This window comes from Devosia polycyclovorans (assembly GCF_042181575.1).
GTDB lineage: Bacteria > Pseudomonadota > Alphaproteobacteria > Rhizobiales > Devosiaceae > Devosia > Devosia polycyclovorans.
In genome coordinates, this window is record NZ_CP170082.1 from 3585756 (window position 1) to 3607101 (window position 21346).

A 21346-nucleotide genomic window follows, 5' to 3' on the forward strand; every position below is an offset into this window, starting at 1 on the left:
CTGCGCAGCTGTGCTTAGGAGGCTGCCTGAAGCTTGCCTGCCAAGGCGTCTGCAATCAGACGCCTTGTGTTTTCCACGCCATAGAGTGCGGCAAAGGAGCCGAAGCGCGGGCCGCGCTCCTGGCCGATCAGGACCTGATAGAGCATCTGGAAGAAGTCGCCGGAAACGCCGGGACCGCCCGTCGGGCTCTTTTTGGAGTGGTCCTGGTAGCGCTCGATATTGCGCGCCACGTCGAGGGCGGTGTTCTGGATGGTTTCGTTGGTCGCATCGGCCGGAAGATCGCCGAAGGCGGCCGACAGCTTTTCGAGCGCGTCGCGTTCGACATCGTCCGGCGCGCGATAGCTCTTTTGCACGAAGTCGCGGAAATAGCGCATGGCATAGCCGACCAGCGCATCGAGATGCGGATGGGTCTTGGCTGAGACGCCAGGTGCATAGGCCGAAATATAGCCCCACATGACCTCGGGTGTCTCCGGGTTCGAGGCCGTGGCCAGGTTCAGCAACAGCGCGAAGGTGACCGGCATGTCGACCTTGGGCACATTGCCAAAGTGGACATGGAAGGCCGGATTCTCGAGCCGTGCGGGCGCCTCCTGCTTCTCAAACGAGGCCACATGGGCAAAATACTCGTCCACGGCGCGCGGGATGACGTCAAAATGCAGGCGCTTGGCGACACGCGGCTTCTGGAACATGTAAAGCCCCAGGCTCTCGGTCGGGGCATAGGTCAGCCATTCATCGATGGTCAGGCCGTTGCCCTTGGACTTGGAAATCTTCTGGCCTTCGGCGTCCAGGAACAGCTCATAGACATAATGCTCGGGCGGGGTGCCGCCCAGGATCGAGCAGATCTTGTCGTAAATGACCTGATTGGTCTGGTGATCCTTGCCGAACATTTCGAAATCGACGCCGAGCGCGGCCCAGCGCATGCCGAAATCGGGCTTCCACTGCAGCTTCACATGGCCGCCGGTGACCGGCACGGTGGTGTCGCGGCCGTCCTCGTCGGCAAAGGTGATCGTGCCGTCCTTGGCGTTGACCTCCTTCATGGGCACATAGAGCACCCGCCCGCTGATCGGCGAGATCGGCAGGAAGGGCGAATATGTCGCCTGACGTTCCGCGCCAAGGGTCGGCAGCATCACAGCCATGATGTCGTCATAGCGTTCGGCGGCGCGGCGCAGCACCGCGTCGAACTTGCCCGAGTTGTAATAGTCCGTCGCGCTGGCGAACTCGTAGTCGAAGCCGAAGGTGTCCAGGAACCGCCGCAACATGGCGTTGTTGTGGTGGCCGAAACTCTCATATTCGTTCGTCCAGGGATCGGGCACCGCGGTCAGCGGCTTCTGCAGATGCGGCTCCATCGCCTCCTTGGCGGGAACGGTATCCGGAATCTTGCGCATGCCGTCGAGATCGTCGGAGAAGCAAATCAGGCGCGTCGGGATTTCGTCGCGCGTCAAGAGGCGGAAGGCCGTCCGCACCATGGTGGTGCGCGCAACTTCGCCAAACGTGCCGATATGCGGTAGCCCCGAGGGGCCATAGCCGGTCTCGAACAGGGCTTCACCCTTGCCCGACTTTTCCAGGCGTTTGACCAGCTTGCGCGCTTCCTCGAAGGGCCAGGCGCGGGCATTCTCAGCCGGCGCGAAGAAATCGGGGTCGAGGGCGGGCAAAGTGGCGGGCGACACGGGGTGGCAGCCTTTCAGGTTCTTCTGGAAGAGACGAAGCCCGGTCAATGCACCGGAACCGGGCGGACGTCAATGTCGCAGGTGGTTGCGAAGCGGGCGGACAGGGCCTAGTTCTTGATCCTATCCGCAATTGGAAATGACGCCCATGACCACCGCCCAAGACGCTCTCATCCACCTCATGATCGTGGCCGCGTCATCCGACAGCACCATGACCGAAAAGGAATTGAAGCGCATCACGGCGTTGATCGACCGTCTGCCTGTGTTTGAGGGCTTCGACAAGGACCGGCTGGAAACGGTCGCCAATGACTGCGCAGACATTCTCAACGGCCCCAATGGGCTCGATCGCATGGTGGCAGAAGCCGTGGCGTCGCTGCCGGAGAAACTGCAGGATACGGCCTATGCACTGGCTGTGGAGGTGACGGCGGTGGACCTGCATCTCGAGCAGGAAGAGCTGCGCTTCCTCGAAATGCTGCGGGATAATCTCAGCCTTGACCGGCTGACCACGGCGGCCATCGAAGTGGCAGCGCGGGCCCGGCACCGGCGGTTGCCGGACTAATCGGCCAGCGTCAGGCCGCCTAGCAAACCCAGCACGTCGGTGACCGAAGCAATGGCCCGGTTGCGCCCGAGCTTGCCCACGAGAACCAGCGTGGCATAGCCGTGGATGAGGCTCCAGACCTGGGTTTCCACCACGCCCGGCTCCTGCCCCGGCAGCACGAAGGGCGCGCAGGTATCGGCCAGGACCATATAGGCGCGGGTGCCCGAGCGGCCCAGTTCCTCACTTGCACCGGCCAGAGACCAGATCTGGCGGAACATCAGGTCGTAAAGGGCCGGGTTGTCGCGGGCGAAGTCGAAATAGCCCAGGCAGATTGCCTCCAGTCGCGCCCGCGGCTCTTGCGGGGCTGCCTCCGCCCTGGCCTCCATCACATCGGCAAACATTTCGAAGCCTCGCGCAGCAATGGCGTCGAGCAGCCCCGGCAGGCCATCAAAGTGATGGGCCGGCGCGGCGTGTGACACGCCGGCCAGGGCGGCGCATTTGCGCAGGGTGAGGCCCGAAGTTCCATCGCGGGTGAGCAAGGTCAGCCCTGCATTGATCAGGCCTTCGCGCAAATCGCCATGGGCACCAGCGCGCGATTTTTCAAGCGAAATGGTCATGGCCACCAGTAAGCAAGCGCGCTTGACAGTGTCAAGCAAAAGTGGCCTTTACACTGTCAAGCTAGCACGAAGGAGCGGAAAATGCTGACGACTGGATGGGTATGGACACGCACGGGCCTGCTGTGGCTCTTCACTATCGGCGTGGCGGTGTTTTCATGGCGCTTCATGGTGGGCGGCGTCGAAGCCACTATGGAGTTCGTGGCCTATCACGCCCAGTTGCGGCCAATTGCCTTTTTCGGGCATGTCGTCCTGGCGCCGGTCGCGCTGGCGCTGGTGCCCCTCCAGCTTTGGCAGGGGCTGCGTGAAAAGCGACCCCAGGTTCATCGCCTGATGGGACGTGCCTATGGCATTGCCGTACTGCTCTCGGGCGCAAGCGGGCTCTGGCTGGCCGTCACCACCGAGGCCGGGCCGGTTGCCGCCTTTGGCTTTGGGCTGCTCGCCGTTCTGTGGCTTGGCACGACGATCACGGGTATCCGTCTCGCCATGAGCGGCGATCGCACTGCCCATCGCCGCTGGATGATCCGCTCCGTCGCCCTGACGCTGGCTGCGGTCACTCTGCGCATCCAGATCCCGGCCAGCATGATGCTCGATATTCCGTTCGACACCGCCTATCCAGCGATTGCCTGGCTGTGCTGGGTACCAAACCTGTTGGTGGCGGAACTGGTGCTCCGCTGGCCGCGCCGTCCGACGGTCAGGCTGCGGGCGCCGGCCTAGTAAAAGCCCACCGGGAACCAGCGCAGGTAAAGCTCGTCCAGCGCGCCATTCTCCTTGAGGCGAACCAGCGCCCAGTCGATGGAATGGCGGACAGGATCCTGACCGGCCGGCATGGCAATGGTGAGGCCTTCGCCAAAAAGATGCGGGCGAAAGTAGGCATCCCCGGCAAAGCCGCAGCAGGCCAGATTGTCATTGAGCCAGAATGACGCGCGCATGGCGTCACCGAACCAGGCAGACACAGTGCCGGACTTGACCGCTTCGAGTGCGGCGCTTTCGGTGTCGAAGGGCATGGCTTCGACATTGGGCAGATAGCGATCGAGGAACTCGGCGTGGACGCTGCCGGCGCGCACGGCGACCGGTTCACCTGCCAGTGAGTCGGTGCGAAAGCCTTCAACGTCTTCCGCACGGGTGACGAAACGGCCCGGCAGCGCCAGATAGGTCGAGGAAAAATCGAAAAGCTCGCCATTTTCCGGGGTCATGGCCAGGCCGGCGATCAAGGCGTCACCCAGATTATCCGAGAGGGCCGTTGCAGCCTGATCCCAGGGCCAGACCTGGATGGTGCAGGCGACGTCGACTTCAACACAAATGCGCTTGGCCAGATCGATGTTGAAACCGACAAGTTCCCCGCTCTCGTCGCGATAGTTGAAGGGCGGGAAATCGTCTGTAGTCAGGAAGCGGATCGCTGGAATGGGCGTGAGGCTAGGCAGCATTTCGCGCGCGTCAGGATCGGCGTGGTAAGGGAGGGACTGTGCCTGTGCGGGGGCGGCAAGGGTGAGGATGCTTGCAGCAAGGCCCGCCAGAGCGCCTCCCCATGCCCTTCCCGTGATGGGCTCGGACCCGTCACGAGGGGCAGCACTCTGCGGTGGAGAGTTTGAGAGCCCGAAGGAGAGGGGGTGGAGCGAACCGGTAAGCAACACGGCTACACCTGATCCAGCCCATACATCAGATCGGCAATCAGATCGTCCGGATCTTCCAGGCCCACCGAAAGCCGCAGCAGGCCCGGTGTGACGCCGGTTTCAAGCCGCACGTCTTCGGTGAGGCGGGCATGGGTTGTGGTGCGCGGGTGGGTAATCAGCGATTTGGCGTCGCCCAGATTGTTGGAAATCAGGATCACAGCAAGATTGTCGGCGAGCGTGAAGGCCCCTTCTTGCCCGCCCTTGACGTCCAGCGCCAGCAGCGTCGAGCCGCGTTTCATCTGGCGTTTGGCCAGATCATATTGCGGGTGGCCCGGATCATGCGGGTAGATCACCCTGTTGATCTTGGGGTGGCTGGCCAGAGCTGCCGCGACCTTCTCGGCACTATTGGTCATCTGCTCGACCCGCAGGGCGAAGGTTTCGAGACCCTTGGTCAACACCCAGGCATTGAAGGGCGACAGCGTGGCGCCGGTGTGGCGCAGGAAGGTGTGCACATCGCCTTCGATGATTTCCTTGGAGCCCAGCACAATGCCGCCCATGACGCGGCCCTGGCCGTCGATATGCTTGGTGGCCGAATAGGTGACGATGTCGGCGCCCAATTCGAGCGGCTTCTGGTAAAGGGCGGTGGCAAAGACATTGTCGACGATGAGCTTGGCGCCCTGTGCATGGGCAATCTCCGCCACGGCGGCGATGTCCACCAGTTCCAGGGTCGGGTTGGTCGGCGTTTCGATGAAAACCAGCTTGGTATTGGGCCGCATGGCCGCGGCAAAATTGGGCGGATCGCGCCCGTCGACCAAGGTCGAGTCCACACCAAAACGCGGGGCAAAGTCCTCCACCACATAGCGGCAACCGCCAAACAGGGCCTGGGAAGCCACGATATGGTCCCCTGCCCTGACCTGGCTCATGACCGCATTGGTGACCGCCGCCATGCCGGTGGCAAAGCAGCGGGCCGCTTCTGCGCCTTCGAGCAGCGCCATACGGTCCTGGAACATGTCGTAATTGGGATTGGCGAAACGCGAATAGTTGTGTCCGCCCGGCACCTTGCCCTGAAACAGCAATTCGGCATGTTCCGAGCTTGGGTAGGAAAAGCCGGAATTGAGGAACATCGCCTCGCTTGTCTCATGGAACTGGCTCCGCTTGCCGCCACCATGCACCATCTGGGTGGCTGCGGAGAGTTTCCGGGGGTCCGCGAGGGGGTTGTTCTTCCTGGACATGCTCGAAACCTTCAAACAAAAAAACCGGCTCGCAATGGCGGCCGGTTCCACAACGGTCTTTAGCAATTTGTTTTAAGTGGCTGCAAGCGACCGGCCAAATCACCACTGGATTGTGATGTAAAGCCAATTGGCAGTTGGCGTCAATTGGCGGGATTGCTAGGGAAGGTCAGTCGCGCGGGGATGGGACCGAACACATGGCAGGCAACTGGCCGAAAGGCGTCTTTCCGGCGCGGTTGATCGAGAAGCTGCATGGCGAAGGTGCGATCATCGCCTCCCGGCCATTCGATATCGACCAGGTGCAGCCAGCCAGCCTGGACTTGCGACTGGGCAAAACCGCTTTTCGCGTGCGCTCAAGCTTTCTTCCCGGGCCCTCACATTCGGTGGCCGAACGCATCGATGCCCTCAAGCTGCATGAAATCGACCTCAGCAAGGGTGCTGTGCTGGAACGGGGCTGTGTCTATCTGGTGCCGCTGGAGGAAAGCCTCAAGCTTCCGCCAGAAGTCAGCGCGTCGGCCAACCCCAAGAGTTCGACCGGGCGGCTGGATGTGTTTACCCGTGTCATCGGGGACAGGGCACGCGGCTTTGACCAATTGCCTGCGGGCTACACTGGCCCGCTTTACCTCGAAATCAGCCCGCGCACCTTTCCGGTGCTGGTGCGGACCGGATCACGCCTCAGTCAGATGCGGTTCCGCTGTGGGGACAGTCGGCTCAGCGTTGCCGAGCACCAGGCATTGCACACATCCGACACACTGGTTATCGGCGGCGACGTGCCGGTCGGCGAAGGCGTCGCCCTTTCCATTGACCTGGAAGGTCAGGGGCGCGACGGGCTGATCGGCTTCCGCTCCAAACGGCATACCGCCGTCGTCGATGTCGACAAGAAAGCTTCTCTTGAAGTGCGCGACTTCTGGGATCCGCTCTATGCCCATGGGCAGAGTGAGCTGATCCTTGATCCGGACGAATTCTATATCCTGGTGAGTTTGGAGGCGGTCCACGTGCCGCCAACCCATGCAGCCGAGATGGTGCCTTTCGACCCGCTGGTCGGCGAGTTCCGGGTGCACTACGCGGGATTTTTCGATCCCGGATTCGGCCATTCGGCGGCGGGCGGCACGGGCAGCCGGGCCGTTCTGGAAGTGCGGAGCCGCGAAGTGCCATTTCTGCTCGGCCACGGACAGACCATCGGCCGGCTGATCTATGAGGCGCTGGCCGAGAAGCCGGATCGGCTCTATGGCACCGATCTGGGCTCAAACTACCAGGCGCAGACGCTCAAGCTGTCCAAGCACTTCAAGGCATTTGGAGGCTGAAGCCGGCGCACCCCGGGAAGGACGCGCCGGCCTCTGATGACCCGGTGGAGGAACGGAGCCGGGTTTGTCCTTATGCCGCGCTTGCCGTCGCGCCTGGGGCCGTTTTGGCTCCGGTCATAAACGCGACAGCATCGGACATGGTGTAGTCCTTGGGGTCGATGACACAGAGGCGCCGTCCGAGCCTGTGGACGTGGATGCGATCAGCCACTTCAAAGACATGGGGCATATTGTGGCTGATCAGTATGATCGGAATACCGCGCGCCCGCACATCCAGGATGAGGTCGAGAACCCGCCGGGACTCCTTGACGCCCAGGGCCGCAGTCGGTTCATCGAGAATGATCACTTTCGAACCGAAGGCCGCCGCACGCGCCACGGCCACACCTTGGCGTTGTCCACCAGAGAGCGTTTCGACCGCCTGGTTGATGTTCTGGATGGTCATCAACCCCAGATCTGACAGTTTCTCGCGGGCGATGCGCTCCATGGCCGGGCGGTCGAGCTGACGCAAGACCTTGCCCATGAAGCCCGGTTTGCGGATTTCCCGCCCCATGAACATGTTGTCAGCGATCGACAGGGCGGGCGACATGGCCAGCGTCTGATAGACCGTTTCCACCCCTGCATGGCGCGCGTCGATGGGAGAGGTGAAATGGACCGGCTTCCCATCAAGAAAGATATCGCCACTATCGACCTTGATGGCGCCGGACAGGGCCTTGATCAGTGAGGACTTTCCAGCCCCGTTGTCACCGATCACGGCAAGGATTTCGCCCGGCATCAGCTCGAAATCGCAATTGTCCAGGGCCGTGACCCTACCGTAGCGTTTGCACAGATTGCTGGCGGAAAGAATGGGTTGCATCAGGCCGATACCTTTCTGATCCACTGGTCCACGGCAACGGCGCCAATGATGAGCACGCCGATGAGCAGATAGGTCCATTGTGCGTCTGCTCCCAGAAGCCTCAAGCCGAGCGAGAAGACGCCGACGATGAGGGCCCCGAAAAACATGCCCAGAATGGATCCCCGTCCGCCGAATAGAGAAATGCCACCGATCACCACGGCCGTTATGGACTCGATATTGGAGAACTGGCCGGAGGTGGGAGAGACCGAACCGATGCGGCCGATCAGGGCCCAGCCGGCGAATGCACAGATCAGACCCGAGAGAGCATAGACGGATATGAGGATGCGTTTGGTATTAACGCCCGAGAGTTCGGCGGCCTCCGGGTCGTCGCCCACGGCATAAACATGGCGCCCCCAGGCGGTGTGGCGCAGGATATAGGCGAGCACCAGGACCAGCAGAATGAAGAAGATGACGCCATAGGTGAATACGGCGCCGCCCACGCTGATGGACTGGCCGAAGAATTGCAGGAGCGGCGCGTTCGCCTCGATATCCTGGGCGCGAATGGTTTCATTGCCCGAATAGAGGAAATTGGAGGCCAGCGCGATCTGCCACATGCCCAGCGTAACGATGAAGGGCGGCAATTTGATGCGGGCGACCAGCCAGCCGTTGACGAAGCCAATGAAGGTGCCAATGGCCAGCCCGCAGGCTACGGCAACAGCCGGCGGCAGGCCGAGGCGAAAGGTGAACTGGCCCATGATGACCGAGCTCAGCACCATGATGGCGCCGACCGAAAGGTCGATCCCGGCAGTGAGGATGACGAGCGACTGCGCGGCACCGACGATGCCGACAATGGCCACCTGCTGCAGGATCAACGTCAGCGCAAAGGACGAGAAGAACTTGGTGCCCAGCAGCGCCCCGAATACGGCGGTCGAGAGCACAAGCACGATCAGTGGCACCAGCGCGGGATTGGAATGCAGAGCGTGCTGGATGCGCGATAATGCGGTGTGCTGGTGCTCAAAACTGGCGATTGCCTCAGCACGAGTGACGAGACCGCCGTCGGTCTCTGTCTGGTTCGACATGGGTATTCTCCCCGGTTCCCATTCGAGAGCAGAGGCGGATGACCACCTGCCCCTGCCCTCGTTCTAATGCGGATTGACGATCAGCCCCAGCAGAGGGCCTCACCCTCGGTTGTGTCGATGGACTCGACGCCCTCGACCGGCTCGTCGGTAACAAGTTTCACACCTGTGTCGACGAAATCCTTGCCCTCGGTCGGTTCTGGCTTGGTGCCGTTGTCGGCCCAGTCCTTGATGGCCTCGACGCCCAGCGCCGCCATCTGAAGGGGGTACTGCTGTGAGGTTGCGCCAATAACGCCATCCTTGACATTGGCCACGCCCGGGCAGCCGCCATCCACCGAAACAATCAACACGTCGTTTTCTCGGCCGAAGGATTTGAGCGCTTCATAGGCGCCGGCAGCCGAGGGTTCATTGATTGTGTGAACCACATTGATGGTGGGATCCTTGACGAGAAGGTTTTCCATGGCCTCACGGCCACCTTCTTCGTTGCCGGCCGTCACGTCGTGGCCAACAATGCGCGGATCGGTTTCGTCGCCCCATTTGTTGGGATCGGCCAAATCGATACCAAAGCCCTGCAAGAAGCCCTGGTTGCGCAAAACGTCCACGGTCGGCTGGCTGATACCCAGATTGAGCAGGGCTATCCTGGCATTCGCGGCTTCATCGCCCAGTTTGCCAGCGGCCCATTTGCCAATCAGTTCGCCTGCCAGGAAATTGTCGGTAGCGAATGTGGCGTCGGCGGCATCAATGGGGTTGAGTGGCGTATCGAGCGCGATAACGAGCAATCCGGCATCGCGCGCCTGCTGCACCGACTGCACGATGGCCGAGGTGTCCGAGGCGGTAATCAGAATTCCACTGGCCCCATCGGCAATGCAGGTTTCGATGGCCGCGACTTGGGTTTCATGATCGCCGTCGATGCGCCCGGCGAAGGATTTGAGCGTAATGCCCAGCTCAGCCGCCTTGGCCTCGGCCCCTTCCTTCATCTTGACGAAGAAGGGGTTGGTGTCGGTCTTGGTGATGAGGCAGGCCGATATCTCCTGCGCCATGGCGGCGGGGGTCACGGCCGGGGACATGGCGGCAAGGCATATAGCCGTGCCGATAAGCAGCTTTTTCACGTTTCTCTCTCCCTTTGCAGACAGGCTGCGAGCGGGCTCCTCCCCTCGCAAAAGCATGTCTGCCTGTCTTGACGCCCTCATGGTGAAGAGGAATCCCAGGGCCGTCAATATATAACTCTACTTTATTTATTTATTTGAGCCGGACGACCTTCCGCTTCGTCGAAGCTGTCTCTATGGTGCCCGCCATGGGAGAGCCGATCATCAGAACCGTCAGTCGCGGCGTGAACCAGAGTGGGGTTCGCGACCACAATGTGCGACTGCTGCTGACCCTGCTCCAGCGGCACGGGTCGATGGCGGGCAGCGATCTGGCGCGATTGGCAAATCTGTCCCCGCAAACGGTCTCTATCATTCTGCGGGAACTTGAGAGCGAGGGGCTTTTGGCCCGCGGCGCGCCCGTAAAAGGGAGAGTGGGTAAGCCCTCCATACCGATGCGCCTGGCAGAAGGCGGGGTGCTGTCCTTGGGTTGCAAGATCGGCAGGCGCAGCGCCGTGCTGCTGCTAGCCGATTTCCGCGGCACGGTGCGGCAAGAACTGCGGCTGACCTATGATTATCCCATGCCGGAAGCCATATTTGCGTTTTTGCGCAAGGGCATCGACACCATCCTGTCCAAATGCAGTCCCGAAGAGCGCTCGCGCGTCTGTGGCATTGGTATCGGCACACCGTTCGAGCTGTGGAAATGGAGCGAACTGGTCGACGCACCGGCCAAGGACTTCGCATCCTGGCGGCATGTGGATTATCAGGCCGAGCTAGCCCGCTTCACGGACCTGCCGGTGCAAGTGGTCAACGACGCCACTGCCGGTTGCCAGGCCGAGCACATTTATGGGCGCGGAAAAGAATTTCGGGACTACGCCTATTTCTTTATCGGCGCCTTCGTCGGGGGCGGTATTGTGCTCAACCACTCGGTCTATCAGGGCCATTTGGGTAACGCTGGCGCCTTGGGATCATTGCGCAGTTTCGGACCGCAGGGCGAGAGCCAGCAGTTGATCGATACGGCCTCGATCCATCTGCTTGAGGCGCGGTTGGCAGAACACGGACATGATCCGCGCGAACTTTGGACCCAACCACAGGACTGGAGCGGCTTCAGCCGGCTTGTTGACCCCTGGATCGGTCGAACAGCCCAGGAACTGGCGAAAGCGAGCCTATCGGTTTGTGCCGTTATCGACTTTGAAGCCATCGTGATCGACGGCGCGTTTCCCGACGCGGTCAAGCATGAGCTGGTGGAGCGCACCCGGCGCTATCTCATCAACCAGGACATGCGCGGACTTGTTGCACCACAGATCGAAGCGGGTGTCGTGGGGTTCAACGCCCGGGCGATTGGCGCTGCCACCAGCCCGCTCTTCGAGCGCTATTTCCTGAACGGCAATCTGCGGCTGCAGGGGTGACCGGACGGGGACCTAGCGGATGCGCTGCCCGTCCTGATCGAACACCAAGAGGGCCGCGGGGTCGAAATGAGCCTTGTAGCGGTCGCCGGTCTTGAGCGTGCGGTCATTGCCGGTGGCGATAGTGATCAGTTCGGTGCCCTTGTCGCGGGCATAGGCATAGGTCTCGCCGCCCAGGTGCTCGATGATCTCGACATTGACCTCAAGAACGGCTGCGCCGGCATTGGAGAAGTGTTCAGGCCGAACGCCAACCGTGACAGAATCGCCGTCGGATAAATTCACCGGGGAGGGAATAACCTGACCGGGGAAATCGGCCAGGCGAATACCATCGGCTTCGGCCGTGCCAGCCAGGAAATTCATCTTGGGCGAGCCGATGAAGCCGGCAACGAACAGATTGTCCGGGTCGTCATAGAGTTCGAGCGGCGAGCCGACCTGTTCGATGCGGCCATCCCGCAACACCACGATCTTGTCGGCCAGGGTCATGGCTTCGACCTGATCGTGGGTCACATAGATGATGGTGGTGTTGAGCTCCTTGTGCAGCCGCGCCAGTTCGATGCGCATATGCACGCGCAGCTCGGCATCGAGATTGGACAGAGGCTCATCGAACAGGAACACATCGGGGTGGCGCACGATGGCGCGGCCAATGGCAACGCGCTGGCGCTGGCCGCCCGAGAGTTGCCCTGGACGACGGTCGAGCAACGGTCCGAGCTCGAGAATGCGGGCCGCTTCGGCCACACGGCTCTCGATCTCGGCCTTGCTGGCGCCGGCAAAGCGCAGGGCAAAGCCCATATTTTCGCGCACGCTCATATGCGGATAGAGCGCATAGGACTGGAACACCATGGCGATGCCGCGCTTGGACGGGTCGACATCGTTCATGCGCTCATCGCCAATGTAGAGATCACCGCCCGAAATCTGCTCGAGACCGGCAATCATGCGCAGCAGGGTCGACTTGCCACAGCCCGAGGGGCCGACGAAGACGACGAATTCCTTGTCGGCAATATCGAGATCGACCCCTTTGATCACCTCGACCACGCCGAAGGATTTTTTCACTTGGGTCAGCTTCAATCCGGACATGGGGCCAATCCTCAGCTTGCGGTGAGCGTTGTGACAGCGCGGCCGAGCCGTTCGCTGGTGACGGTGACGGTGATCGGGCCCTTGCCCGTGGATTTGAGCCAGAAGCCGGTGGAGCCGGCGCGCAACGGCACCAGCCCCGGGCCCAGCCGTTCGGCGGCGCCGGACACTTCAATAGAGACCGGCTCGGCAAAAAAGGGCAGCTTCTTGCCCGACTGATCCAGCGCCCGGATCATGACGCGTACCGTGTCGCCCTCTGCGCCGATTTCAGTCGTGTCGGGCGCCACTTCCAGCTCATGCGCGATCGGGTCGGCGATGAAGTTGACGGTCTTGACCGGCTTGCCGTCGAGATAGCCGGTTATGGTGGCGTCCTCCCAGCTCATACCCCACAGCCCCAGTTCCTCGTCGGTCAGGTGCTCGCGCTTGATGACCACGGGGGCGTGAGGGAGATGCGGGAAGGCCTCGCGGTCGGGCGTGAAGCGCTTGGGGGCGTTGTTGCCATAGGCCAGTTCGACCTCGTCGCAATTGGTCAGGATCATCAGTGGCAAGACGCCGCCGATATTGCGCTCGCCGCGGGCCCAGAAGGTCACGGGCTTGAGGATGACTTCGTCCTCCGGCTCGCACTGGCTGATATAGGCATAGGCGGCAAATTTGGGCTCGCGGAACATGTCCATGACGCCGTGGTGGCAGATGCGGTCGCCCGAGCCGAAATCCTTGTGGGTGTTGTAGTCGAAGGCGCACCAGCCGATGCAGCCGGCGATCTGCGGATCGCCATAGGCGGCGTTCATCACCTCCAGGTGCCGCAGCACGTGCTCGGCCTGGCGCTGCTCCTGGTCCCAGCTCTTGGTGGGATACATGTGCCCGCCATACTCCGTGATCATGTAGGGCACGACGCGATCAAGGCCTGTGACTTCCTGTTGTGGCCGGAGCGGGGTGCGCGGACGATTGCCACCCCATTCCTCCTGCCCCAAGATGAAGTCGTTCATGGTGTAGACGTCTTCGAGCATCTCGCTGTCGGTGATGTAGCGCACCCCGCCAGTCTGTCGGGTGCTGTCGAGTTCATGCGCCAGCGTGTTGGTGCGCTGGTAGAAGTCGTGGTCGTCCTGGCTTTCGTTGATGCGCACGCCCCAGATGACGATGGAGGGGTGGTTCCAGTCGCGGGTGATCATGCGCCGGATGTTTTCGACGCTCTCGTCTTTCCAGGCCTCGCCGCCGATATGTTGCCAGCCAGGGATTTCCTCGAAGACCAGAAGGCCCAGTTCGTCGCAGCGGTCGAGAAAATAGTGGGATTGAGGATAGTGGGAGGTGCGCACCATGTTGAGTTTGAGTTCCCGCTTCAGGATCTCCGCATCCCGCTCTTGCGCCGAGCGCCCCAGCGCATAGCCGACATAGGGGAATGACTGGTGGCGGTTGAGGCCGCGCAGTTTCAGCGCCCTGCCATTGAGCTTGAAGCCGTCAGTGGTGAATTCGGCAGTGCGGAAGCCAAAGCGGAACTGCGCCTGATCCCGCCCATGAGGCGTTTCGAGATTAAGTGCCAGGGTATAGAGCGTGGGGCTATCAATGTCCCAAAGGCTGATACCGGCGAGGCCGTTCAGCGCGACATCGACGCTATCGCCCTCAATGAGGGCATCGGTTGTTGCAATCGTTTTGCCCGCGGCATCCTTGATGGTGGCGACAACAGTGCCCGAGATGGGCAGGTCTTGCGGATTGGCGAGATCGATCCGGGCGCGCACCGTCTTTCTGTCGGCCAGTGCATCCGGCGTTTCCACCTTGCCATTGCCCACATAGACGGGCGCCGTCACGCGCAACCAGGCCTCGCGATAGATGCCGGCATAGGTCAGGTAGTCGATCTGGCCGCCAAAGGGTGGAATCTCGGGGTTTTCGCTGCCATCAATGGTAACGGCGAGGACGTTCTCGCCATCCTTGAGCTTGCCGGTCAGCCGCGCTTCGAAGGGCGTGTAGCCGTCCTTATGCGCCGCGATCGCCTCGCCGTTGAGGCTCACCTTTGCATTGGCCATGGCGCCATCAAAGACGATCGCGATTTCCTTGCCGTTCCAGGCCGGATCGACCGTGAAGCGCTTCTCATAGGAGAAGACGCGCTGATAGGCCGTCTCATCAAAATAGTTGAACGGCAGGTCGAGCGCATTGTGCGGCAGGCGGACCTCGTCCTTGCCCTCGAACAGCCAGCCGGAATTGAAATCGATCAGAGAACGCATGGAATACTCTATTTGACGGCGCCCAGCATGCCTTCGACGAAGCGGCGCTGGAGCAGGAAGAAGATGATGAGGGTGGGCAAAGTCGCGACAATGGCGCCGACCATGACCAGGCCGAAATCGGGGGTGTAACCCGCACTGAGCGCGGCGACCGCCAGGGTCAGGGTGAACATCTCATTGGTCTGGAGCACGATCAGCGGCCAAAGATAATTGTTCCAGTGCATCATGAAGACGATGATGGTGGCCGCCGCATAGGTGGATCGCATCACCGGCATGTAGACGTAGAGGAATATCTGCCATTCCTTGAGCCCGTCGATCCGGGCAGCATCGCGCAATTCATGCGGGAAGGCCTTCGTCGCCTGTCGGAAATAGAAGATGATGAAAACCCAGGCCACGGTGGGCAGGATGATGGCCTGATAGGTGTTGATCAGCTTCAAATTCGCCATCATCACGAAAAGCGGGATCATCAGCGCGGCGAATGGGATGGACAGCATCAGCAGCAGCCCGCCGAACAGCTTTTCCCGGAAGCGCGAGCGGAACATCTCAAAGCCATAGCCGGCGAGCGAGGAGACCAGCAGGGTCAGCGCGGTGCCGGCACCGGCGATGAAAAAGGAATTGAACAGCACGCGCGGCAGGTCGACCGAATTGAGGAACGTGCCGATGTTGGCAAAAAGCGCGCTGCCTGGCGTTGCCTTGCCCTTGATGATGTCGGGCGAGGTATTGGTAGCGGCGATCACCATCCAGACGAAGGGAAAAACCGAGACGAAGGCGGCAAGAGACAGGGCCAGATAGGTTGCGGCGCGACCGATAAGGGCAAAGGGATTGCTCATGCGCGGCGATCCCTTGCGACCAGGAACTGGATGTAGCTCAAAATGGCGACCAGCACGACAATGACGTAGCTCACCGTGGCCGCATAGCCGAAGCTGGGCATGAAGCGGAAGCTGAGGTTGTAGATGTACATGGAGAGCGTCAGCGTCGAATCTGATGGACCGCCCTGGGTGAGCAGATTGGGCTCGTCGAAGAGCTGCAACGTGCCGATGGTCGAGATGACGGCGGTAAACAGGATCACCGGCTTGAGCATGGGCACGGTGATGTACCAGAAGCGCGCCCAGGTGGGCACACCGTCTATGCGGGCCGCCTCATAAATGGAGCGGTCTATATTCTGCATGGCAGCGAGATAGAAGATCATGTTGTAGCCGGTCCAGCGCCAGGTGATGGCCGAGACGACAACGAATTTTGCCCAGAACGGATCGGCGAGCCAGGGGATCGGCGTAGAGACGATATGCAGGCCCAGCAGCACCTGATTGATGACGCCGTCGCCAGCGAACATCGACTTGAAGATTACCGAATAGGCCACCAGCGAGGTGACGCAGGGCAGGAAGATGGCGGTGCGGAAAAAGCCGCGCCCCCACAGCTTGCTGTCATTGAGCGCACTGGCAAACAGCAGCGCCAGGACCAGCATGATCGGCACCTGGATCGCCAGGAAAACCAGGGTGTTGGTCAGTGCCCGGAGGAAGACGGGATCCTGCGTCAGCCGGATGATATTGGCAAAGCCACCGAAGCTGAAGGCCATGCCGCGCCCGACCTGGAAGCTCATCCAGAGCGACCAGAGGATCGGATAGATCATGAAGATGCCGAGCAAAACCAGTGCGGGCATGACAAACAGCCAGCCGCTCACCTGCTCTTTTCGCGCCAAGCCAGATTGCGCCACGCCAACCCCCATCCGCTTGTTTCCGTAACCGCCGATGACCCTCACCTTGCGGCAAGGGCCCCGGGGAGGCCGGGGCGGCAAGCCGCCCCGGTATTCCGTCAGCTTATTGAATCTGCTGGCTGACCTGGGCGTTGATGGCCGAGATGATTTCGTCGACATCGCCACCATTGACCAGGGCCGGAAGCTGAGCCACCACCGCGGTGTCGGCTTCTTCGGTAAAGATGCCATAGTTGACCGCAGGGATCTCGGCGAGCCAGTTGGAGAAGTTCTGCCAGACAGGCTGACCGCCGAAGAACTCGTCACTGGCCTGGAAGGCTTCACCTTCACGGGCCGGCAGGTAGGTGCCCAGCGCGCCCTGGTTGATCAGGATTTCCTGGTAGAAATCAACATCGGCACCCCAGATGGTCTTGAGAAAGTCGATGGCCATGTCCTTCTGCGGCGCCGAGGACAGGACATACCAGCTCGAGCCGCCCAGATTGGAGGCATTGACCGAGCCTTCGACCCCATCGAGCCGCGGAATGGGCGCAACGCCCCACTGACCGGACTGGTCGGGATTGGCCTTGATGGTCGCCGTCATCCACACGCCGGTAAAGGTCGACATGGTGTCGCCCGAGGTGAAGGAACCTGTATATTCGGTCCAACCTGCCACCGGCTTGGTGATGCCTGCATTCATCAGGCGTTGATAGGTTTCGAGCGAGGCCTTGATCACGGGATTGTCGGCAATGGTCAAATTGCCAGCCTCGTCGAAATACCAGGAGCCGGCAGACTGCATCATGATGCGCAGCCAACCCGCATCATTGGGGTCGATCGGCAGCAACGTCTCGCCGGTCTTCTCCTTGATGTCGACGCCGATTTCGATGAGGCGATCCCAGGTGATGTCTTCAAGATCGGCGGCAGTATAGCCGGCTGCTTCAAGGAGATCGGCGCGGTAGAAATAACCGGTCACGCCAGAGTCGAAGGGCATCGAATAGGACTGATCATCAACCGTGCCCACGGCCACCTTGTAGGGTGCGAAGGACGAGTAATCGATCTGATCGGTCAGCGGTTCGAAAGCACCGGGGAACGAGAGAAGATATTTCTGAGCGCGATAATCTTCGATCAGCACGATATCAGGCAGCCCTTCGGTGGTGCCGGATGCAAGCTGGGTCTGAAGCTTCTGCTCCATGGCGGCCTTGTCGAAGATTTCGACCCTTATGGTGTCATCGGGGTGTTCGGCCTGATAGCGCGCAAAGGCCTGTTCCATGGTTGCCCCATTGAAGTTGGGGTCCCAGCACCAGACCAGGATTTCGGCAGCGGACGCGGCCGTGACGCTGAACATGGACACACTAGCGAGTGCAACGGCGAGCGAGCGCTTCAGGCCCGTGGACATACGAGTCATTGAATTTCCTCCCAATTGGGTGTTTCCTCATCACCCAGAGAGCAAGCTAATATGACTTTTGGTCCGAGCGCAAGAATTTCAGTAAATATTTACTGGGAGAAATTTACTGCGCCTCTTCGCTGGCAGTCGGGCGGGTGCTCGAGCGCCAGACAATGCGCGAGGCGAGGCTGATCTGCTTGGCGATTTCGCGCCCGCCCACCCGCTCAAGCAGCAGTTCCACCGCGGTCTCGCCGATTTCTTCGGCCGGTAAGTGTACCGTGGTCAGGGGTGGATTGAGGAACTGGGCGACCGAAATGTCATTGAAGCTGGCCACACCGATATCGCCGGGTATGGACAGGCCGGCCTCGTGCAAAGCCCGATAGACACCAATGGCCATGGAGTCATTGAAGGTGACGATGACGTCGATGGGGCGGCGCGCGGCGAGCAATTCGCGGGTCAGCGTATAGCCGCCCTCTTCGGTGTTGTCGCCGCTGCGGAACAGGCGGTCGTCAAACCAGCCCGCCGCCGTCATCCATTGCACGAAGGCCTGGGCGCGCCGGTCGCCCCAACCGATATAGGCCATGCGCCGGTAGCCGCGCTGGGCCAGCGCCGCCAGCAGCTTCTCCATGGCTGCGCGCAGGTCTGCCGCGACGGAATCGATCTGGTCGTCATGCGGGAGGTGGTCGGCGAAAACGATCTGGCGCGAGTTCTTCTGCAGCCAGTCCGTCTCTTCCTCATCATGCCGTCCAATGGCAATGGTGCCGGAGGCCTCCTGCAGTAGTTTGGCGTCTGGCCGCGCATCTGTGTGGTAAACTTTTACCGTTTCGATCTTGAGGGCGGCACAGCGGCGTTCAATGCCCAGGCGCAGGGCGATGTAATATGGGTCGACCAGTTCACGTTCGGGCGCCAGGAAATGCACCAGCGCCAATTTGCTCAAGCCCTGATGGATGGCTCGGTTTCGGTTGCGAGGGGTGGCATAATTGAGCGCTTCGGCTGTCTCGATGATGGCCTGCCGCTTGCGCTTTGAAATGGAGAGCGTGGTATCGTAATTGAGCACGCGCGAAACGGTGGCGCTGGAGACGCCGACCGTTGCGGCAATTTCTTTGATCGTGACCATGGCCGGCACGCTAGCCCCGGCCCTGCGATCGGGTCAATCAGTTTGCGCTTGCGTATCAGGCCGAGAGACCGGCTTCGAGCAGGTCATTCCAGTCGATAGCACCGGGTCGTCCGAGCAGGAAACCTTGCGCCTCGGTGCAGCCCTCCACACGCAAAACATCGAGCTGCGCCAGCGTTTCGACGCCCTCGGCCAAGACCGGAACAGACAGCGAGCGGCCCAGGGCCAGGATCGCCCGGACGATGGCCTTGGATTGCTCGTTGTTCTCCACCTCGCTCATGAAAGAGCGATCCAGCTTGATCTTGTCGAAGGGAAAGGCACGCAGGGTTTCGAGCGACGAATAACCGGTGCCGAAATCGTCGATGGCGATGGACACGCCCATGGCCTTGATCTGACGCAGAATGTGGAGGGCCCGATGCTTGTCGCCGATGATGGCAGTTTCGGTCACCTCAAGTTCCAGCCGTTCTGGCGCGAGGCCGGTCATGAACAAGGTATTGCGGACCGTGTCGATGAGATCGATCTGAGCCAATTGGAGACCAGAGACGTTCACCGCAACCTTGTAGGGTTCGGGCCATGCCGCTGCGTCCAGGCATGCCCTCTTGAGGACCCATACGCCGATGGCGTTGATGGCGCCGCATTCCTCGGCAACCGGAATGAATTCCGAAGGTGGCACATTGCCGTGGCCTGGCCGGTTCCAGCGCAGCAGGACTTCATAGCCCGTGGTCTCTCCGGTCAACACGGATTTTTGCACCTGATAGGCCAGATAGAAGTCGTCCTGTTCGAGCGCTGACCAGAGGTCGCGCGCCATGTCCCGGCGTTGGCGGGCCTGTTCGTCCATATCCCGCTCATAGTAGCAGATATGCCGGTCGAACTCGGCCTTGGCGCGATACATTGCCAGATCGGCATTGCTCAAAAGCTTGGACAGATCGTTGCCGTCCTCAGGATAGACGGCAACGCCAATGCTGCCACCGATCGAAACGGCCAGTTCGCCATCTTCGATCCGCCGGGACAGGGCCTCATCGAGCCGGCCGAGAAACTCACGCAATCCATCCATGCTCGTGAATTCCTTGAGCGCCGCGAACTCGTCGCCACCCAGGCGTGCTATGACCTCTCCGTCTCGCAGCAAGCCGTTGAAGCGCGACGCTATGGACTTGAGCACTGCGTCCCCAGCGGCATGACCGTGACTGTCATTGACGTCCTTGAAGTGATCCAGATCGATGGCGATAACGGCTATCTTCCGGCCATTTTCTTTGACCTTCGCGAGGGACCAGTCAAACGCCTCGGCGTAGCGAGCCCGGTTGGGCAGGCCGGTCAAGCTGTCGTGCCGGGCCAGGTGGGCAATGGCACGCTCGGAATGATGACGCTCGGTTATATCGTCGATCGTGGTTACCCAGGACCCGTCGCCAACAGGGTTATGGCTGATCCGGAGAACCTGGTCCTCGCTGAATTTGTGGACGATCTCTCCACCGTGCCGGATCAGATTTTGGTGGCTCTCCAGGACTTCGGCCAGTTGCACGTCGACATCCTCAAGCTCGGCATTGGCCCCCAGCAACGTCATGCGGCAGGTCTGCGGGAAACTGATGCCCGTCAGGTCCTGCTCCAGATCCAGGCCAAGCAATTCAGGAAAGCGCTGGTTGTAGAGCTGCAGGGTGCCATCGGCGCCGAAAAGACCCAGGCCTTGCGCCATATTGGTCAGTGCCAGTTCGAGCCGGCCGGACACCTCGCTGAGCCGCTCAGCGTCGCGCAACTGGCGATCCCGCTCGCGCTCAGTGCGGCGCCGGTCGGCCTCGTCCAGCACCGTGCTGCCCAATGCCAAGGCGAGCAGCAGTACCGAGATAAAAGCCAAGGCGAGCGAAAGCCAGAAGCCATCGATGCTGCCATCGGCGGATAGAGGAAAACAAAGCGAAAAATCGGCCGCCGCCATGGCGGTGAAGTGCATGGCGCAGATTGCGCCGGTCAATGTCAGAGCGCCACTGAACAGGCCACCCAAGCTCTGCCCCATGCCGAAGCGGAAGGAGAGGCCACCCAGCACGATGCCGGCCAAGATTGAGGTGGCGACAAGACCCGGATTCCATTGCAAGCTTCCGCCCATAACCAGAGCGCCGATGCCGGCATAATGCATGGATGAGATGGCAACCCCGACCACGGCTCCGCCCAACACCCGGTCCCATACATTCGTGCCCCGCACAGCCACGGCGATACCGGCGCCGCACAGCACAATGGCGATCAGCATGGACAGGGCGGTCAGGCCCAGATCATAGTCGAGGGTAAATCCCGGTCTGAAAGCCAAAACGGCGACAAAGTGAGTGGCCCAAATACCGAAGCCGACCGCCAGCGCAGCCACGCCAGTCCAGATGGCGCGCATATGATCCCTGGACCGCTGCGCGTGCCGCAGCAGGCCAATACAGGCATAAGAGGATATCAGGCAGATGGCCGCGGCCAGCAGGATCAGACCGGGCTCGTGGGCCTTGAAGAAGAAATCGATAACCGGCACGCCAGAACCTACGCAACTACACCAATTCTAGGTC

At 61.1% G+C, this 21346-nt stretch carries 18 protein-coding genes and 1 riboswitch; of the genes, 4 read left to right on the forward strand and 14 right to left on the reverse strand.

The genetic code is table 11. The features are described from left to right. Positions 1-14 precede the first annotated feature (14 nt). Positions 15-1664, reverse strand: coding sequence for a lysine--tRNA ligase (locus ACE4RL_RS17880; RefSeq protein ID WP_375598448.1), 1650 nt, complete (start codon positions 1662-1664; stop codon positions 15-17). A gap of 145 nt (positions 1665-1809) precedes the next feature. Here ACE4RL_RS17880 and ACE4RL_RS17885 point away from each other — a divergent pair, with 145 nt between their 5' ends. Further along, entirely contained in the window at positions 1810-2220 is a 411-nt protein-coding gene (locus ACE4RL_RS17885; protein WP_375598449.1) for a tellurite resistance TerB family protein, read from the forward strand. On the opposite strand, the gene ACE4RL_RS17890 is transcribed toward ACE4RL_RS17885, so the two are convergent. Then, positions 2217-2816: a TetR/AcrR family transcriptional regulator gene (locus ACE4RL_RS17890; protein WP_375598450.1), complete on the reverse strand. Its 600-nt coding sequence runs from the start codon at positions 2814-2816 to the stop codon at positions 2217-2219. The genes ACE4RL_RS17885 and ACE4RL_RS17890 overlap by 4 nt on opposite strands. Before the next feature lie 81 nt (positions 2817-2897). Here ACE4RL_RS17890 and ACE4RL_RS17895 point away from each other — a divergent pair, with 81 nt between their 5' ends. Next, positions 2898-3530, forward strand: coding sequence for a DUF2306 domain-containing protein (locus tag ACE4RL_RS17895; protein ID WP_375598451.1), 633 nt, complete (start codon positions 2898-2900; stop codon positions 3528-3530). Here the strand turns inward: ACE4RL_RS17895 and ACE4RL_RS17900 are convergent. Both ACE4RL_RS17900 and metZ read right to left on the reverse strand, forming a co-directional pair. Beyond that, a complete protein-coding gene (locus tag ACE4RL_RS17900; RefSeq protein WP_375598452.1) occupies positions 3527-4240 on the reverse strand; it encodes a transporter substrate-binding domain-containing protein in 714 nt (237 codons plus the stop codon). The two genes, ACE4RL_RS17895 and ACE4RL_RS17900, sit on opposite strands and share 4 nt — an antisense overlap. A gap of 209 nt (positions 4241-4449) precedes the next feature. Beyond that, the gene (gene metZ, locus ACE4RL_RS17905; RefSeq protein ID WP_375598453.1) at positions 4450-5658 is read right to left on the reverse strand and encodes an O-succinylhomoserine sulfhydrylase; all 1209 of its coding nucleotides are present in this window, start codon (positions 5656-5658) and stop codon (positions 4450-4452) included. A 40-nt stretch (positions 5659-5698) separates the two neighbouring features. Further along, positions 5699-5774, reverse strand: a riboswitch (SAM riboswitch). A 78-nt stretch (positions 5775-5852) separates the two neighbouring features. On the opposite strand from metZ, the gene ACE4RL_RS17910 reads away from it, so the two are divergent. Next, positions 5853-6959 (forward strand): 2'-deoxycytidine 5'-triphosphate deaminase, encoded by a 1107-nt coding sequence (locus tag ACE4RL_RS17910; protein ID WP_375598454.1) that lies wholly within the window; start codon positions 5853-5855, stop codon positions 6957-6959. A gap of 70 nt (positions 6960-7029) precedes the next feature. Here the strand turns inward: ACE4RL_RS17910 and ACE4RL_RS17915 are convergent, their stop codons facing one another. The 3 genes from ACE4RL_RS17915 to ACE4RL_RS17925 all read right to left on the reverse strand — a co-directional run bounded on the left by ACE4RL_RS17915 (position 7030) and on the right by ACE4RL_RS17925 (position 9931). Next, the gene (locus ACE4RL_RS17915) at positions 7030-7809 is read right to left on the reverse strand and encodes an ATP-binding cassette domain-containing protein (protein ID WP_375598455.1); all 780 of its coding nucleotides are present in this window, start codon (positions 7807-7809) and stop codon (positions 7030-7032) included. After that, a complete protein-coding gene (locus ACE4RL_RS17920; RefSeq protein WP_375598456.1) occupies positions 7809-8867 on the reverse strand; it encodes an ABC transporter permease in 1059 nt (352 codons plus the stop codon). Before ACE4RL_RS17920 ends, ACE4RL_RS17915 begins: the two co-directional genes overlap by 1 nt. Positions 8868-8947: 80 nt before the next feature. Beyond that, complete coding sequence (locus tag ACE4RL_RS17925; protein WP_375600311.1) at positions 8948-9931, reverse strand: sugar ABC transporter substrate-binding protein; 984 nt, start codon at positions 9929-9931, stop codon at positions 8948-8950. 215 nt (positions 9932-10146) lie between these two features. Here ACE4RL_RS17925 and ACE4RL_RS17930 point away from each other — a divergent pair, with 215 nt between their 5' ends. After that, complete coding sequence (locus ACE4RL_RS17930) at positions 10147-11355, forward strand: ROK family protein (RefSeq protein ID WP_375598457.1); 1209 nt, start codon at positions 10147-10149, stop codon at positions 11353-11355. A gap of 12 nt (positions 11356-11367) precedes the next feature. Here the strand turns inward: ACE4RL_RS17930 and ACE4RL_RS17935 are convergent, their stop codons facing one another. From ACE4RL_RS17935 to ACE4RL_RS17965, 7 genes are all read right to left on the reverse strand, one after another. Next, on the reverse strand, positions 11368-12426 hold the full coding sequence (locus tag ACE4RL_RS17935) for an ABC transporter ATP-binding protein (protein WP_375598458.1): 1059 nt from the start codon (positions 12424-12426) through the stop codon (positions 11368-11370). Positions 12427-12437: 11 nt separating this feature from the next. Next, positions 12438-14639, reverse strand: coding sequence for a glycoside hydrolase family 2 TIM barrel-domain containing protein (locus ACE4RL_RS17940; protein ID WP_375598459.1), 2202 nt, complete (start codon positions 14637-14639; stop codon positions 12438-12440). Between the two features lie 8 nt (positions 14640-14647). Further along, the gene (locus tag ACE4RL_RS17945; protein WP_375598460.1) at positions 14648-15466 is read right to left on the reverse strand and encodes a carbohydrate ABC transporter permease; all 819 of its coding nucleotides are present in this window, start codon (positions 15464-15466) and stop codon (positions 14648-14650) included. Continuing rightward, positions 15463-16293, reverse strand: coding sequence for a carbohydrate ABC transporter permease (locus ACE4RL_RS17950; RefSeq protein WP_375600312.1), 831 nt, complete (start codon positions 16291-16293; stop codon positions 15463-15465). The genes ACE4RL_RS17945 and ACE4RL_RS17950 overlap by 4 nt, the downstream gene beginning before the upstream one ends. 157 nt (positions 16294-16450) lie before the next feature. Beyond that, on the reverse strand, positions 16451-17725 hold the full coding sequence (locus ACE4RL_RS17955) for an ABC transporter substrate-binding protein (RefSeq protein WP_375598461.1): 1275 nt from the start codon (positions 17723-17725) through the stop codon (positions 16451-16453). Between the two features lie 103 nt (positions 17726-17828). After that, the gene (locus tag ACE4RL_RS17960; protein ID WP_375598462.1) at positions 17829-18821 is read right to left on the reverse strand and encodes a LacI family DNA-binding transcriptional regulator; all 993 of its coding nucleotides are present in this window, start codon (positions 18819-18821) and stop codon (positions 17829-17831) included. Positions 18822-18876: 55 nt separating this feature from the next. Continuing rightward, positions 18877-21312 (reverse strand): EAL domain-containing protein, encoded by a 2436-nt coding sequence (locus tag ACE4RL_RS17965; RefSeq protein ID WP_375598463.1) that lies wholly within the window; start codon positions 21310-21312, stop codon positions 18877-18879. Positions 21313-21346: the final 34 nt, after the last annotated feature.

Excerpts from the sequence above, each read along its gene's own strand:
- ACE4RL_RS17885 (WP_375598449.1), top strand. The coding sequence starts at position 1,810 with ATGACCACCGCCCAAGACGCTCTCATCCACCTCATGATCGTGGCCGCG.
- ACE4RL_RS17890 (WP_375598450.1), bottom strand. The coding sequence starts at position 2,816 with ATGACCATTTCGCTTGAAAAATCGCGCGCTGGTGCCCATGGCGATTTG.
- ACE4RL_RS17895 (WP_375598451.1), top strand. The coding sequence starts at position 2,898 with ATGCTGACGACTGGATGGGTATGGACACGCACGGGCCTGCTGTGGCTC.
- ACE4RL_RS17900 (WP_375598452.1), bottom strand. The coding sequence starts at position 4,240 with ATGCTGCCTAGCCTCACGCCCATTCCAGCGATCCGCTTCCTGACTACA.
- metZ (WP_375598453.1), bottom strand. The coding sequence starts at position 5,658 with ATGTCCAGGAAGAACAACCCCCTCGCGGACCCCCGGAAACTCTCCGCA.
- ACE4RL_RS17910 (WP_375598454.1), top strand. The coding sequence starts at position 5,853 with ATGGCAGGCAACTGGCCGAAAGGCGTCTTTCCGGCGCGGTTGATCGAG.
- ACE4RL_RS17915 (WP_375598455.1), bottom strand. The coding sequence starts at position 7,809 with ATGCAACCCATTCTTTCCGCCAGCAATCTGTGCAAACGCTACGGTAGG.
- ACE4RL_RS17920 (WP_375598456.1), bottom strand. The coding sequence starts at position 8,867 with ATGTCGAACCAGACAGAGACCGACGGCGGTCTCGTCACTCGTGCTGAG.
- ACE4RL_RS17925 (WP_375600311.1), bottom strand. The coding sequence starts at position 9,931 with ATGTCCCCGGCCGTGACCCCCGCCGCCATGGCGCAGGAGATATCGGCC.
- ACE4RL_RS17930 (WP_375598457.1), top strand. The coding sequence starts at position 10,147 with ATGGTGCCCGCCATGGGAGAGCCGATCATCAGAACCGTCAGTCGCGGC.
- ACE4RL_RS17935 (WP_375598458.1), bottom strand. The coding sequence starts at position 12,426 with ATGTCCGGATTGAAGCTGACCCAAGTGAAAAAATCCTTCGGCGTGGTC.
- ACE4RL_RS17940 (WP_375598459.1), bottom strand. The coding sequence starts at position 14,639 with ATGCGTTCTCTGATCGATTTCAATTCCGGCTGGCTGTTCGAGGGCAAG.
- ACE4RL_RS17945 (WP_375598460.1), bottom strand. The coding sequence starts at position 15,466 with ATGAGCAATCCCTTTGCCCTTATCGGTCGCGCCGCAACCTATCTGGCC.
- ACE4RL_RS17950 (WP_375600312.1), bottom strand. The coding sequence starts at position 16,293 with ATGCCCGCACTGGTTTTGCTCGGCATCTTCATGATCTATCCGATCCTC.
- ACE4RL_RS17955 (WP_375598461.1), bottom strand. The coding sequence starts at position 17,725 with ATGACTCGTATGTCCACGGGCCTGAAGCGCTCGCTCGCCGTTGCACTC.
- ACE4RL_RS17960 (WP_375598462.1), bottom strand. The coding sequence starts at position 18,821 with ATGGTCACGATCAAAGAAATTGCCGCAACGGTCGGCGTCTCCAGCGCC.